This is a genomic window from Streptomyces sp. NPDC088910 (assembly GCF_044749865.1).
Taxonomy (GTDB): Bacteria; Actinomycetota; Actinomycetes; order Streptomycetales; family Streptomycetaceae; genus Actinacidiphila.
Map to the genome: position 1 here is coordinate 383,034 of NZ_JBIVIV010000003.1, position 14,325 is coordinate 397,358.

The window sequence follows — 14,325 nt, forward strand, 5'->3', positions numbered from 1 at the left end:
CTGCGTGAAACTCAGCCGAACAGGTTGTACGCATTCCAGCCGGTCCCGATCTTGACCTTGGCCGCGTAGGGGCCGGACGCGGAGCCCGTGCCCTTGTACAGCCACAGCGTGCCCGAGGCGTCCCGGGCGACCAGGTCGGCCTTGCCGTCGCCGGTGATGTCACCGACGGCCGCGAAGGCGTTGTACGCGTTCCAGCCGGTCCCGATCTTCGTACGGGCCGCCCAGGGCCCGGACGCGAGGCCCGTGCCCTTGTAGAGCCACAGGGCGCCCGCGCTGTCCCGCGCGATGATGTCGGGACGGCCGTCGCCGGTCAGATCGCCCTTGCCGTAGATCTGGCCGTTGAAGATGTCCCAGCCGCCGCCGATCTTGGCGCGGGCGCCGAGGGCGCCCTTGCCGTTGCCGGGGTAGAGCCACGAGTTCCCGCTGGTGTCGGTGGCGACCACGTCCGGCAGACCGTCGCCGTTGACGTCACCCGGCGTGATGATCGACTTCATGACGTTCCAGCCCGGACCGATCAGCACATTGTTACCGCTGTATCCGTCCAGCCAGAACAGCCGGCCGTCCGTGGTGCGGACGACCAGGTCCTGGTAGTCGTTCCGGTCCAGGTCGCTCTGACGGACCAGGTTCAGTCCGCTGAAGTCGCCCATCGACGCCTTCGGGGCGAAGGCGCCGCCGGTCGACACGTACTCGTACGCCGATCCGGCCGGTGTCACGGCGACCAGGTCGGCCTTGTCGTCCAGGCTGAGATTCGCGTCGTCGATCCGGGGGTTGACGGCGCCGACGTAGGCGCTGACCCGGCTGAAGACGCTGTACGTGCCCTGCGCGACACAGTCCTTGGTGCCCCACGAGACGACGCCGACCAGCTTCCCGGCGACCACGAGCGGACCGCCCGAGTCACCGTTGCAGGTCGCGGTGGTCCCGGCGTCCGCGCCGGAAGCGGGCGCTCCCGCGCAGACCATGTGGCCCGCGACGAATCTCGACCCGTACACCGTTGTGCACGCGGTGTTCGCGGCGACCGGCAGGGTCGCCTTCCGCAGCGTCTGCGAGGGGTCCGGGCTGCCGGAGCTGGTGCGCCCCCAGCCGTAGACGGTTCCCTGGGTGCCGGTGACGTACGAGGCGCTGTCGGTCGCCGTGGTGATCGGCAGCGGCTTGGCCGTCGTGGGGACGTCGAGCGTCAGTACGGCCACGTCGTTGTCGTACTCGGGGTTGTCGTACGTCGGGTTGCTCCACTGCCGCCACACGCCGGTGGCGGTACCGCCGTGCAGATCCGTGGTGGTGCCGTCGGCGCTGTCGGTGGGGAGCTGGTCGGTGCCGCCGATGACGACACCGTGCAGATTCCAGTTGAGGCCCGCGACGCAGTGGGCGGCGGTCAGGATCTTCGACGGGGACACCACGGTGCCGCCGCAGAAGAAGCTGTCGTCGTCCTTCGTCGAGTCGGTGCCCTTGTCGTCGAAGTACCAGAGCTGGACCATCCACGGCGCGCTGGAGATCGTCGTGGTGGTGCCGCCGATGATCTTCGGGTCGACCGTGTGCGGGCCGGCGGAGAGCTTGGTGCGGGACGGGCCGTCGTCCGCCGCCACCGCGCCCGCGACGCGGGCGCGCAGTTCCGCCTGGGACGGCGCACTGGGGTGCCCGGCCGGGTGGAGAACGGGCGGCTGCGGGTCGCCGGCCTGGGCCGGCGTCGCCAGGAACAGACTCACGGCGCCCGCGGCGACCGTGGCTGCGAGGACCGCTGTACGGCTGCGCCGCCAGCGCCCCCGGCCCTCATGGGCAGAGAACACTCAGAACTCCTGTCGTAGAAATGCGCGACGGCCGCCAACGGGCGGTGGCCGCACGGGAGATGTGCACAGGAGCGAGTAGCTGACCGGACGTCGGCGAAAAGGGGCGCGGGCAGGCTGAAGCACAGCCCTGCGGCCGGGTCGGACGTCCGAAGATGGTTCCCCCCACCTGCGACTGGCAGATCATATGACTGCCAGCTTGGCCCGGACCACCCTCACCGGTAGCCGGGAACACATGTTTGAGCAAAGAAACAGCTCGGCCCGCCGGGAAACCGGCGGGCCGAGCTGTTTCTCGTCTGTCCTGACCGGAAGGTCAGTCGTTGTTGCCCGGCGTCGTCTTCGCGATCTGCATCAGGAACTCCGCGTTGGACTTCGTCTGCTTCATCTTGTCCAGCAGCAGCTCGATCGCCTGCTGGGAGTCGAGCGCGTGCAGAACGCGGCGGAGCTTCCAGACGATCGCCAACTCGTCCCGGTCCAGCAGGATCTCTTCCTTACGGGTACCGGACGGGTCGACGTCCACCGCGGGGAAGATCCGCTTGTCCGCGAGCTTGCGGTCGAGCTTGAGCTCCATGTTGCCGGTGCCCTTGAACTCCTCGAAGATCACCTCGTCCATCCGCGAGCCGGTCTCGACCAGCGCGGTGGCCAGGATGGTCAGCGAGCCGCCGTCCTCGATGTTGCGCGCCGCGCCGAAGAACCGCTTCGGCGGGTAGAGCGCGGTCGAGTCGACACCACCGGACAGGATGCGGCCGGAAGCGGGCGCCGCCAGGTTGTACGCGCGGCCCAGACGGGTGATGGAGTCGAGCAGCACGACCACGTCGTGGCCCAGCTCCACGAGCCGCTTGGCCCGCTCGATGGCCAGCTCGGCGACCGTGGTGTGGTCCTCGGCGGGGCGGTCGAAGGTCGAGGAGATGACCTCGCCCTTCACCGACCGCTGCATGTCGGTGACCTCTTCGGGACGCTCGTCGACCAGGACGACCATCAGGTGGCACTCGGGGTTGTTCGTGGTGATCGCGTTGGCGATGGCCTGCATGATCATGGTCTTGCCGGTCTTCGGCGGGGCCACGATCAGACCGCGCTGGCCCTTGCCGATCGGCGACACGAGGTCGATGATCCGGGTGGTCAGCACGCCCGGGTCGGTCTCCAGACGGAGCCGGTCCTGCGGGTACAGCGGCGTGAGCTTGTTGAACTCCGGACGGCCGCGGCCGGAGTCGGCGCCCATCCCGTTCGCGGAGTCCAGCCGGACCAGCGCGTTGAACTTCTCGCGGCGCTCGCCGTCCTTGGGCTGCCGTACGGCGCCGGTGACGTGGTCGCCCTTGCGCAGGCCGTTCTTGCGGACCTGGGCGAGCGAGACGTACACGTCGTTGGGACCCGGCAGGTAGCCGGAGGTCCGGATGAAGGCGTAGTTGTCGAGGATGTCCAGGATGCCCGCGACGGGGATCAGCACGTCGTCGTCGGAGACCTGGACCTCGCCGCCGCCGAACTCGTCGCGGCGGTTGCCCCGCCCGCGGCGGTCGCGGTAGCGCCCGCGCCGACGGCCGCGACCGTCGCCGAACTCGTCGTCGTCCTGCGCGTTGCCGCCGCCGCCCTGGCCGCCCTGCTGCTGGTTCTGGCCGCCCTGGCCGCCGCCCTGCTGCTGGTTGCCCCGGTCGCCGCGGTCGCGGTTCTGCCGGTTGCCGCCGTCGCGGTTGCCGCCCTCGGCGCCGTCCTCGCCGCGCCCGCGGCGGTCGCGCTGCCGCTCACGGCGGTCGCCGCGCTGGCCGCGCTGCCGGTCCTGGCGCTCGTCGCCGGACCCGGCGGCGCCGCCGCCGTTCTGCTGCTGCTTGCCGTCGCCCTTGGCGTCCTTGGCCTCGGTACGGCTGTCGGTCTTGCCCTCCGCGGTGTCGGCGGCGGCCTCGGCGGCGCGCTCGGCCTTCGCGGCCGACTTGGCCTGCTCACCGGCGGGCTGGCCGGGAATCTCGATCTGCTGGGGCTCCGCGGGCGCGGTGGCGGCGGCCTTGGCGGGGGCGGCCTTGGCCGCACCGTCCGCCTCGGCGGGCGCCTCGGCCAGCCGGGCCCGCGACGTCGCGCGGCGCTTGGGCTTCTCGGCCGCGGGGGCCTCTGCCGCGGGCGCGGCGGCCTGGGCCGTCGCGGCGCCGCCGCCCGCCTGCTTCTCCTTGATGGTCTCGATCAACTGGCTCTTGCGCATCCGCGCGGTGCCCTTGATCCCGAGACCGGAGGCGAGCTGCTGCAACTCGGCCAGGACCATGCCGTCAAGACCGGTCCCGGACCGGCGTCGCCGTGAGGCACTGGCCGTGGCAGCACCGGTAGCAGGCGCGTCGGCATCGGACGCGGCGACAGAGTTCTCTGCGCGCACGCCCATCAGATCGGTGGTGTCGCTCACGAAGGGTCCTTCCCTGGAGCGGACGTCGGCCTGTCTGGCTCGGCGACCGGTCGTGCTGTCCGGATCTGGGCGTTTCCGCTGCTCAGAGCCGGGGCGGTGGTCCGCCTGACGGCGGCAGAAATACATTCGGGGCTCGGCACGACAAGGGTTCTGGTGCCGACTCCGGAGCGTGCTCGACACTGCGCAGGACTGCTGCCTATGCGGTGTGGGAGGCTCCCGGAAGATAAGCGGTCCCACGGAAGGGACACAGTGCATCGCGCCCATTGGGCGTCGAATGCAGGCTTGAGGTTAACACTACCGGATCCAACAAACATTCCCCCTCTCTACGACCGGCAATCGTGTCACTGCCCCCCCGCGAGCGGCAGGACACTGGCTCCGGCCGTGTCGAGCGCCAGACGGTTGGCCGCCCAGCCCTCGCCGGCGAGCCGGGTGACCTTGTCGGCGGCGCCCTCCTCGGTGAGCGCCAGCACCGTGGGTCCCGCACCGGAGATCACGGCCGGTACGCCGTCGGCGCGCAGCCGGTTCACCAGCGCCAGGCTCTCGGGCATGGCGGGCCCGCGGTAGTCCTGGTGCAGGCGGTCCTCGGTGGCGGGCAGCAGCAGCTCGGGGCGCCGGGTGAGCGCCTCCACCAGCAGCGCGGCCCGGCCCGCGTTGGCCGCGGCGTCCACATGCGGGACGGTACGCGGCAGCAGCCCGCGGGCGGTCTCGGTGAGCAGGGGGGTGGCGGGTACGAACACCACGGGGACCAGCGAGCGCGCCGGGTCCAGCCGGATCGCGCGGGCCGCGCCGCCCTCGGTCCACGCCAGGGTGAAGCCGCCCATCAGGCAGGCGGCGACGTTGTCGGGGTGGCCCTCGATCTCGGTGGCCAGCTCCAGCAGCGCGATGTCGTCGAGTACGGCGGGGCCGCCTATCGTCACCGCGCGGGCGGCGATGATGCCCGCGCAGATGGCGGCGGAGGACGAACCGAGGCCGCGGCCGTGCGGAATGCGGTTGGCGCACACCACCTCGAGGCCGCGCGGCTGACCGCCCAGCAGGTCGAAGGCGGTCCGCAACGACCGTACGACCAGGTGCTTCTCGTCCCTGGCCAGGGTGTCGGCGCCCTCGCCCGCGATGTCCACGTGCAGGCCGGAGTCGGCGACGCGGACCACGACGTCGTCGTACAGGCCGAGCGCCAGGCCGAAGGCGTCGAAACCGGGGCCCAGATTGGCGCTGGTCGCGGGGACGCGCACTCGTACTGCGGCGGCGCGGAACGCGGGACCGGCCATCGTTCGACGAATCTCCTCGTGCGGTTCGCCCTGCGGGCGCGGCGTCATCGCCGGGCGGCGGGGCGGGGGAGGCACTGCCCATTGGCAACTGCCGGAGTCGGGCACACTGCGGTGCCGCTGAGGTAAGCCTATCGAAGGAAGGTTCTCCTGCGACATAGGGCGCACGAAGAGCGCGTGATGCGTGTCGCCCCTCCCCTGTGCGCCCCGTGCCTGCGGCACGCTTCCCCATGACGGCGAGCCGATCTTTTCAGAGCCGCCGCACCGCCGAGAACGGCGAGCCGATCTTTTCAGGGGCGCGGGGAACTGCGCGACAAGCCCCCACCGGGCTGTCAGCCCGGAAAAAGCCGCAACTGCCCCGCTGGGGCCGGTTGTTAGGCCGCCCCACCGTCGGTGGCTGAGCGCGCAGTTCCCCGCACCCCTGGCGGGGCGCGTCCCGCCCCGGAGACGGCCCGGCTCAGACCAGCCCGAGCCGCTGCGCAGCAGCATCGGCATCGACCGGCACGATCACCGGCTGCGGAGCACCCTCCACGGCCCACCCGGGGTCCTTGAGCCCGTTCCCGGTGACCGTGCAGACGATCCGCTGACCGGGATCCACCTTGCCCTCTTCGCGGGCCTTGAGCAGCCCGGCGACCGAGGCGGCGGAGGCGGGCTCGACGAAGACGCCCTCCTTCGCGGCCAGCAGCCGGTAGGCGGACAGGATCTGACGGTCGGTCACGGCCTCGATGAGGCCGCCGGACTCGTCGCGGGCCTGCTCGGCCTGCTGCCAGGACGCGGGGTTGCCGATCCGGATCGCGGTGGCGATCGTCTGCGGCTGACGTACCGGCGCGCCGTTGACGATCGGCGCGGCGCCGTGTGCCTGGAAGCCCCACATCCGCGGCCGCGAGGCGGACACACCGTCCGCCGCGTATTCGCTGTACCCCTTCCAGTACGCGGTGATGTTGCCCGCGTTGCCGACCGGGAGGAGGTGGATGTCGGGGGCGACACCGAGCGCGTCGACGATCTCGAAGGCGGCGGTCTTCTGCCCCTCGATACGGGCCGGGTTGACCGAATTGACCAGCGCCACCGGGTACTTCTCGCTCAGCCCGCGCGCCAGGTCGAGGCAGTCGTCGAAGTTGCCGTCGACCTGGAGGATGCGGCTGCCGTGCACCAGCGCCTGGCCCATCTTGCCGAGCGCGATCTTGCCCTGCGGCACCAGCACCGCGCAGACCATGCCCGCGCGCACCGCGTAGGCGGCGGCCGACGCCGAGGTGTTGCCGGTCGAGGCGCAGATGACGGCCTGCGCGCCCTCTTCCTTGGCCTTGGAGATGGCCATGGTCATGCCCCGGTCCTTGAAGGAGCCGGTGGGGTTGGCGCCCTCGACCTTCAGGAAGACGTCACAGCCGGTCAGCTCGGACAGGAGCTGGGCGGGGACCAGCGGGGTGCCACCCTCCAGCAGCGTGACCACCGGGGCGCCCGGGGCGACCGGCAGCCGGTCCCGGTACTCCTCGATGATGCCGCGCCACTGGTGGGTGCCCGACATTCGGGGCCGGTCGACGGTTCCGTTGTTCATGGTGCTGTTCATAGCGGGCCCTACTCCCCTTCCACGCGCATGATGCTGGCGACGCCGCGTACGGTGTCGAGTTTCCGCAGGCTGGCGACCGTCGCCGAGAGGGCGGAGTCGAGCGCGCGGTGAGTGACGACGACGAGAGAGGCCTCGCCGTCCTTACCCTGCTGCCGCACCGTGTCGATGGACACGTCGTGCTCGGCGAAGACCGTCGCGACCTGAGCCAGGACGCCCGGTTTGTCCGCCACGTCGAGGCTGATGTGGTAGCGGGTGACCACATCGCCCATCGGGCTCACCGGCAGTTGCGTGTACGCGGACTCGCCGGCGCCGGTGGTCTCGGCCAGCTTGTTGCGGCAGGCGGCCACCAGGTCGCCGAGGACGGCGGAGGCGGTGGGTGCACCGCCCGCACCAGGACCGTAGAACATCAGCCGCCCGGCCGCCTCCGCCTCGACGAAGACCGCGTTGTACGCCTCGCGCACCGAGGCCAGCGGGTGGCTGAGCGGGATCATCGCGGGGTGGACGCGCGCGGTCACCGAGCGCCCGTCAGGGCGGCGCTCGCAGATGGCGAGCATCTTCACCGTGCAGCCCATCTTCCGCGCGGACGCGATGTCGGCGGCGGTGACCTCGGTGAGGCCCTCGCGGTGCACGTCGTCGATGGTCACGCGGGTGTGGAAGGCGATTCCGGCGAGGATCGCGGCCTTCGCGGCGGCGTCGAAGCCCTCGACGTCGGCGGTCGGGTCGGCCTCGGCGTATCCGAGCGCGGTCGCCTCGTCCAGCGCCTCGCTGTACCCGGCGCCGGTGGAGTCCATCTTGTCGAGGATGAAGTTCGTCGTGCCGTTGACGATGCCCAGCACCCTGTTGACCTTGTCGCCCGCGAGCGACTCGCGCAGCGGCCTGATCAGCGGGATCGCCCCGGCGACGGCGGCCTCGTAGTACAGGTCGACACCGTGCTCGGCGGCCTTGGCGTGCAGCTTCGCGCCGTCGGCGGCGAGCAGCGCCTTGTTCGCGGAGACCACGGACGCGCCGTGCTCGAAGGCGGTGGTGATCAGCGTGCGGACCGGCTCGATGCCGCCGATGACCTCGACGACCACGTCGATGTCGCCCCGTTTGACCAGGGCGGTCGCGTCCGTGGTGAGGAGTTCGGCGGGGACGCCCTCGCGGACCCGGTTGGGGCGGCGTACCGCGATCCCGGCCAGTTCGATGGGGGCACCGATCCGCGCGGCGAGGTCGGCGCCCTGCGTCGTGAGGATGCGCGTGACCTCTGAGCCGACCACTCCACAGCCCAGCAGCGCCACCTTCAGCGGACGCGTACGCATCATCCGACCTCGTCTCTCGTACAGCTCCGTGCGGACCCGGGGTCCGTACAGCTCTTGGATGGGAACCAGTCTCACTCACCGGACGGGAGATGCCACGCCCTGTCCGGTGAGTGAGACCGGCCGTTCACCCGGCGATATTTCACGTCACCGAGCGCGTTCGGCCCGTGAGATTACGCGTCGGCGGGCCCTCGTACTGCCGAATCGCCTCAACGTGCTTGCGGGGACGGTGAATTCTTCACCATCGCGGGCGCTTCGCGCTGCCGGCGTCCCGGCGGCCTCGGGCGGCTTTTCGGCGGCTCTTCTGCGGCTCTTCTGCGGCTCTTCTGCGGCTCTTCTGCGGCTTTTCGGCACCTTCGGGGTCAGCCGACGTCCAGCCGCAGCAGGTCGTCCTCCGTCTCGCGGCGGACGATCACCCGCGCCCGGCCGTCGGTGACCGCGACCACCGGGGGCCGCAGCGCGTGGTTGTAGTTGCTGGCCATCGCCCGGCAGTACGCGCCGGTGGCCGGTACGGCGAGCAGGTCGCCGGGCGCGAGGTCGGCGGGGAGGAAGGCGTCCTTGACGACGATGTCGCCGCTCTCGCAGTGCTTGCCGACGACCCGGCTGAGCATCGGCTCGGCGTCACTCGTACGGGACACCAGCGAGACGCTGTACTCGGCGTCGTAGAGCGCGGTGCGGATGTTGTCGGACATGCCGCCGTCGACGCTGACGTACGTGCGCAGGCCGTCCAGCGGCTTGATCGTGCCGACCTCGTACAGCGTGAAGGCGGTCGGTCCGACGATCGCGCGGCCCGGCTCGACCGAGAGGCGGGGCACCGCGAGCCGGGCCGCCTCGCACTCGCGGGTGACGATCTCGCCGAGCGCCTTGGCGATCTCCTGCGGCTCGCGCGGGTCGTCGTCGGTGGTGTACGCGATGCCGAGGCCGCCGCCGAGGTCGATCTCGGGCAGCTCGACGCCGTGCTCGTCGCGTACCTCCGCCAGCAGCGACACGACACGGCGGGCGGCCACCTCGAAGCCGGCCATGTCGAAGATCTGCGAGCCGATGTGGCTGTGGATGCCGACCAGTTCGAGGCTCTCCAGCTTCAGCACCCGGCGGACCGCCTCCGCGGCCTGCCCGCCCGCCAGCGCGAGACCGAACTTCTGGTCCTCGTGCGCGGTCGCGATGAACTCGTGGGTGTGCGCCTCGACGCCGACCGTCACCCGGATCTGCACGCGCTGCCGCTTGCCCTGCCGGTCCGCCTCCGCGGCGACCCTGGCGATCTCCTGGAACGAGTCCAGCACGATCCGGCCGACGCCGGTCTCCACCGCGCGCTCGATCTCCGCGGTGGACTTGTTGTTGCCGTGCAGCGCGATCCGCTCGGCGGGCATCCCCGCCTCCAGCGCCACCGCCAGCTCCGTACCGGAGCAGACATCCAGATTCAGCCCCTCCTCGTGCAGCCACTTCACGACCGCGCGGGACAGGAACGCCTTGCCCGCGTAGAAGACGTCCGCGTCGTGCCCGAAGGCCGCCCGCCACGCGCGGCAGCGGGCCCTGAAGTCCGCCTCGTCGAGGATGTACGCGGGCGTGCCGTATTCCTCGGCGAGCGCGCGCACGTCCAGGCCGCCGACTTCGGCGGCGCCGTCGGCGTTACGGGTGACGGTGCGGGACCAGACGCGGGTGTCGAGGGTGTTGAGGTCAGCGGGCGGGGCGGCGTAGTGGCCCTCGGGCAGCACATCGGCGTGGCGGGGCCCGGCGGGGTGTGCGGAACGGCTCACGGTGTCGTCTTTCTTCGCAGATCGGGGGTTGTTTTATGGGGTGCTGGGTTGTGGACCGGCCTCGTCGTCGGCCCGCTGTCGCTCGCCGGGCTTCCGGCCCTCAGACGCGGTCGGGAGCGCTGATGCCGAGGAGGTGGAGGCCGTTGGCGAGCACGATGCCGGTGGCGTCGGCGAGCCGGATCCGGGCGGCGTGGACGGCCGAGGGTTTCTCGTCGCCCTTCGGCAGCGCGGGGCACTCGTCGTGGAAGCGGAGGAAGGCGTCGGACAGCCGTTCCAGATGGCGGGCGAGCCGGTCGGGCGCGCGGCGCCGTGCGGCGGTCTCGATGACGCGGGGGAAGTCGGCGATCAGGCCGAGCAGTTCGGTCTCCGCGGGGTGGTGGTACGGGTCGTCCACCGTGCTCTCGATCTCCACGCCCAGGTCATGGGCGTTACGGAGCAGCGCGCGGGTGCGGGCGTGGGCGTAGCGGATACGGAAGAGCGGGTTGCTCTCGCGCTGCGCGAGGAACGTGTCGTCCGTACGGGGCGGGTCCTCGGCGGGCGGCCGGAGCAGCGACCAGCGGGCGGCGTCGGGGCCGAGGCGGGCGACGGGGTCGTCCTGGGGTTCGGCCGCCGTCACGCGTTCCTCGGCGGCTCCTGGCGCGGCGCCCGCGGCGCGCAGCAGCCGGTTCACGGCCTCGGCGACGGCCTGGGCCCGTACGGCCCCTTCGTCCGCGGCCACGCCGCCGGCCTCACCGGCCAGGCCGTCCCCGGTCCCGTACTCCGGGCCCTGGGCGCGCACCTGCCGGACGACGTCCGCGTACGCCCACGCGTTGAGGGTGATGTTGAGGAAGCCGGGGCCCGCGATCTCGACCAGCGCGATGCCGGGCTCGGCGCTGAGCCGCCTGCTGAGGATCTCCGCGACCTGTCGCGGCGGGCGCCCCGCGGCTCCCGCGAGCTGCAACGCCACGTTCGTCGCGTAGTCCCCGCATCCCGGCCGTGGGGGCCTCTGCACCACGACTCGCTCCGGCACCTCCACCCCCAGCTCCCCCGCCGCGACGGCACGGCGCACCGTACTCAGCACGGTGCGGGACAGCTCAGCGGGGGTCACGCGGCAAAGCCTAGGCGAGGGGGTGGGCCCGGGGGCGACCGGGTTTTCCCAGGGGGTCGCGGCCGCGGCTTTGCGGGGGGGGCGGGGGGCGTCTTTCGACGCGGGGGGCGGGGCGGGGGCCGCACGGGCCGGTGCGGGGTGCGGCGCTAGCTCTACGCGGGGGCAGGAGCCATCGCCCGCAGCGGCTTTACGGGGGCGGGGCGAGGCGGGCGCGGCACTCTCGCCCTACGGAACGGGCCCCTGCCGAACGGGCTCGGGTACGGTCCCCCAGCCCTGTCCAGGCACCGGGCTTACGCGGAACCGGGTGCGGAAGCCGTCTGCCCGCGGGGCTCGGGCGGCACGGGGCCGCGCCGGACCAGCCCACGTACGGTCTCCACGAGGTCGGCGGGCTCGAAGGGCTTCGCGACATAGGCGTCCACCCCGCCCGTCCCCTCCGGCAGGGACCCGGCGCTCACCATGACGATGCCCACGCGCCGCGTCTCCGGATCCGGGTCCGCCCGCAGCCGCGCCGCCGTCCGTACCCCGTCCAGCCGCGGCATGACCACATCCAGCGTCACCACATCCGGCCGCACACTGTGCACGATCTCCAGGCACTCGGCACCATCAGCCGCGGTCACGACCTCGAAGCCCTCCAGCTCCAGGTTGACCCTGATCAGTTGCCGGATCACCTTGTTGTCATCCACAACAAGCACCCGGCCGGACGCACCCGCCACACCTCGAAGAGTAGGCGTGCCCCTCTCGATGCGTCCGCGTTTTGCCCATTTCTTCCCCGCCACGGGTGAACCCCCCTCCCCCCAGCACCCCCCACCTCCCCTCCCCCACCCAAACCCTGTCCAGCCCACCTCCCCCAACCTGCTAATGTTCTTCCCGTCGCCCCCGTAGCTCAGGGGATAGAGCAACGGCCTCCGGAGCCGTGTGCGCAGGTTCGAATCCTGCCGGGGGCACTCCGGAAACAAGGCTCTGACCAGCAGAAATGCCGGTCAGAGCCTTGTTTGTCCATGCCAAAAGACACACGGTCTTCTGACCGTTGCTCTTTTCGGCGCGAGAACCCTACAAACCAGCATTGAGCGCACTCGGTATGGCCAGCGCCGCAGGTCAAGCAGCCAGTCGTCGAGCGACGACCGCCTCCCCCTTCGCCGAGGGCACCCTGCGGTCCCGACTCACCCGCTGGCCGCGTTCCGCACAAACAACCCTGTGACCTGCGACGAATGCCGCAAACGTAAGAGGTCCCGAGGGTCGTTGCTCTTGGCTAACAGCATCATGCCGGGGCGAACTTTGTAGGATCCCCACAAGCGTTTTCCAGCTCGCGTCTTAGCATGTAGAGCACTGCAACTGGGCGGTAAGTAGGACCGATTGACCCTGTTAGCCGAGCGCTCTGCCGCCCCGCGCTGCACCAAGTGGGTGAAGGAGACGACGGGACACCCCGTTGCGAATTCGCTGATCGAGCGGTAATGCCGCGTGCGGTGATCTCCGCCCAGGTGGCGCAGGCCGGGCTGCGGCGGCACACTCGCCGGCGTCACCCTCCGGAATGCCTTCTCGGCGGAATCTCGGCGTTGGACGCCACCGGGCTGTTCATTGCCATTGGCTACGACCCACGCACCGAGGTGTTCGCCGACCAGCTCGACCTCGACTACGACGGCTACATCACCGTCCAGGGCCCGGCTACTCGCACCAGCATCCTCGGCATACAGACACCGGCAAGCGGGTCCCACCGGGACGATCCGAGACCCCATGCCCTGAAGCCGCGAGCCATTCGGGAAGCGTGGCTGGACCAGTCGCGGGAACGTGGCCTGATGGCCCCGAAAGGGCGCCACCGTTCCCTCGGTTACCGGCGACAACGCCCTATTTCTTACTCGGCTGGAGGCTTTCGTTGGGCTACATAGAGCGCTGTCAGCAATGCGAACAGCGGAGCAATGAATGTCCCCGCCTCGGAAGGGGAAGCTGTCCGCGTAACAATCAACGTGGCACCGATCGCAAGCGCGACTAAAGCGGTAGCGATCGCCCACCAAGGAACGTCCTGCCTCACAACGAAGCCCTTCCGTCTTGCCGTATCAAACCGCGCTGCAGCCTCGCGGGAATTAAAGGAGAAAGCGGTCGCCCGCCAAGGGGTAAACATAATTGCACGGGGACAGGATCAGTGTCACCAGTTGAGGTGGTGACCGGCGCGACTCGCAGGATCTTTATCGACTGCGTCGGCGTTCGAGTGGGCAGCGACCAGCTCGCGCAGTCGACGCCTGATCTCAAAGAGCCCGGTCAATGACGACCAAAGTTCCTGAAGTTTTTCACGTACGGTGGGTGCCTCGGCAAAGACAGACGCCTGTTCATCAACGTATCCTTCACGCTCCTCGCTCGGCATAAGCCAGGAGAGGCATTCAATGATAAAGATCCCTAGCGCCGAAGCTGTACGCAGTCGGCGAGGCTGAACGCGACGACTCGGCGGACGATAAAGGATCGTCCTGGTCCCGTATCCGTCGTGATCCCATAGGGCATCTTCCGAAGAAATCTTCGGTTTCATGTTCCGGCCCCTTCTGCCGTCTGAGGCCGAGCTGAGCCTGGCGTCATTCGACTTCGAGCAGCGCTAAGTTGCGCAAGTTCAACTCGCGCTTCCTGCTGGCCTTCACGAGTCAGGCGGTAGTACCGTCGGCGCGGCCGACGTTCGGCTTCTGCCTCTTCGTCGTTTTCCCAGTAGCGCTCGACCCAGCCTTGCTGCAACATGCGCGTCAAGATCGGCAGAAGGGTGCCGTTTGGCAGACCGGTATTTTGCGTCAACTCCCGTGCCCACGTTGCATCCATGGGCTTGGTGAGCATGAAGCGCAACACGGATTCCGCGTGCGGGGTGATCTTGAAGTTGCTCACACCAGCGAGTCTACCTAGGTAGAGCACAATTGTCTACCTAGGTAGAACCCTGCCAATCCGTCCGGCTGCGGCTTCTATCTCCCGGCACCATGCCAGCGCTCCACCCACGTTCTGCACCTGCTACCAAGTCCCGGAGGCGCCTCCCGGCCTGCCGCTGTCGCGGCTACCCCGGCGAAGCGAGGAAGCGCTCGGAATTGCGTCCGCAGGGGCGGTGCAAGCGCAGGCGTCTAGATCCAGCATGCCCGTGCCGCACCAGGCGGCCCGCCGGAGCCGCGTCTTGGCCGGCGGCGAGGGAATCGGGCAGCCTCGTTGCTCCGAGCCAACTGGCGACCAGCCCCACGCCACAGGC

10 protein-coding genes and 1 tRNA gene are annotated in these 14,325 nt (G+C 70.3%); 1 reads left to right on the forward strand and 10 read right to left on the reverse strand.

Annotation, left to right across the window (positions count from 1 at the left end; all coding sequences use genetic code 11):
• Nucleotides 1–11: 11 nt before the first annotated feature.
• From ACIP4Z_RS10040 to ACIP4Z_RS10075, 8 genes are all read right to left on the reverse strand, one after another.
• Nucleotides 12–1,781: a trypsin-like serine protease gene (locus ACIP4Z_RS10040; protein WP_355344206.1), complete on the reverse strand. Its 1,770-nt coding sequence runs from the start codon at nucleotides 1,779–1,781 to the stop codon at nucleotides 12–14.
• 310 nt (nucleotides 1,782–2,091) lie between these two features.
• The gene (rho, locus tag ACIP4Z_RS10045) at nucleotides 2,092–4,158 is read right to left on the reverse strand and encodes a transcription termination factor Rho (RefSeq protein WP_355344209.1); all 2,067 of its coding nucleotides are present in this window, start codon (nucleotides 4,156–4,158) and stop codon (nucleotides 2,092–2,094) included.
• Between the two features lie 341 nt (nucleotides 4,159–4,499).
• Nucleotides 4,500–5,423, reverse strand: coding sequence for a homoserine kinase (thrB, locus tag ACIP4Z_RS10050; RefSeq protein ID WP_355344212.1), 924 nt, complete (start codon nucleotides 5,421–5,423; stop codon nucleotides 4,500–4,502).
• Nucleotides 5,424–5,877: 454 nt separating this feature from the next.
• Nucleotides 5,878–6,972, reverse strand: coding sequence for a threonine synthase (thrC, locus tag ACIP4Z_RS10055; protein WP_401306300.1), 1,095 nt, complete (start codon nucleotides 6,970–6,972; stop codon nucleotides 5,878–5,880).
• Between the two features lie 20 nt (nucleotides 6,973–6,992).
• The gene (locus ACIP4Z_RS10060) at nucleotides 6,993–8,285 is read right to left on the reverse strand and encodes a homoserine dehydrogenase (protein WP_355344218.1); all 1,293 of its coding nucleotides are present in this window, start codon (nucleotides 8,283–8,285) and stop codon (nucleotides 6,993–6,995) included.
• A gap of 356 nt (nucleotides 8,286–8,641) precedes the next feature.
• Complete coding sequence (lysA, locus tag ACIP4Z_RS10065) at nucleotides 8,642–10,033, reverse strand: diaminopimelate decarboxylase (RefSeq protein WP_355344221.1); 1,392 nt, start codon at nucleotides 10,031–10,033, stop codon at nucleotides 8,642–8,644.
• 100 nt (nucleotides 10,034–10,133) lie between these two features.
• Entirely contained in the window at nucleotides 10,134–11,120 is a 987-nt protein-coding gene (gene nrtL, locus ACIP4Z_RS10070) for an ArgS-related anticodon-binding protein NrtL (protein WP_391161548.1), read from the reverse strand.
• A gap of 290 nt (nucleotides 11,121–11,410) precedes the next feature.
• Nucleotides 11,411–11,803, reverse strand: a complete 393-nt coding sequence (locus tag ACIP4Z_RS10075) for a response regulator (RefSeq protein ID WP_391122650.1) — start codon at nucleotides 11,801–11,803, stop codon at nucleotides 11,411–11,413.
• A gap of 189 nt (nucleotides 11,804–11,992) precedes the next feature.
• On the opposite strand from ACIP4Z_RS10075, the gene ACIP4Z_RS10080 reads away from it, so the two are divergent.
• A tRNA-Arg gene (locus ACIP4Z_RS10080) sits at nucleotides 11,993–12,064 on the forward strand.
• Nucleotides 12,065–13,260: 1,196 nt separating this feature from the next.
• On the opposite strand, the gene ACIP4Z_RS10085 is transcribed toward ACIP4Z_RS10080, so the two are convergent.
• Complete coding sequence (locus tag ACIP4Z_RS10085) at nucleotides 13,261–13,635, reverse strand: hypothetical protein (protein ID WP_401306304.1); 375 nt, start codon at nucleotides 13,633–13,635, stop codon at nucleotides 13,261–13,263.
• On the reverse strand, nucleotides 13,632–13,976 hold the full coding sequence (locus tag ACIP4Z_RS10090) for a helix-turn-helix transcriptional regulator (RefSeq protein WP_401306306.1): 345 nt from the start codon (nucleotides 13,974–13,976) through the stop codon (nucleotides 13,632–13,634). Before ACIP4Z_RS10090 ends, ACIP4Z_RS10085 begins: the two co-directional genes overlap by 4 nt.
• Nucleotides 13,977–14,325: the final 349 nt, after the last annotated feature.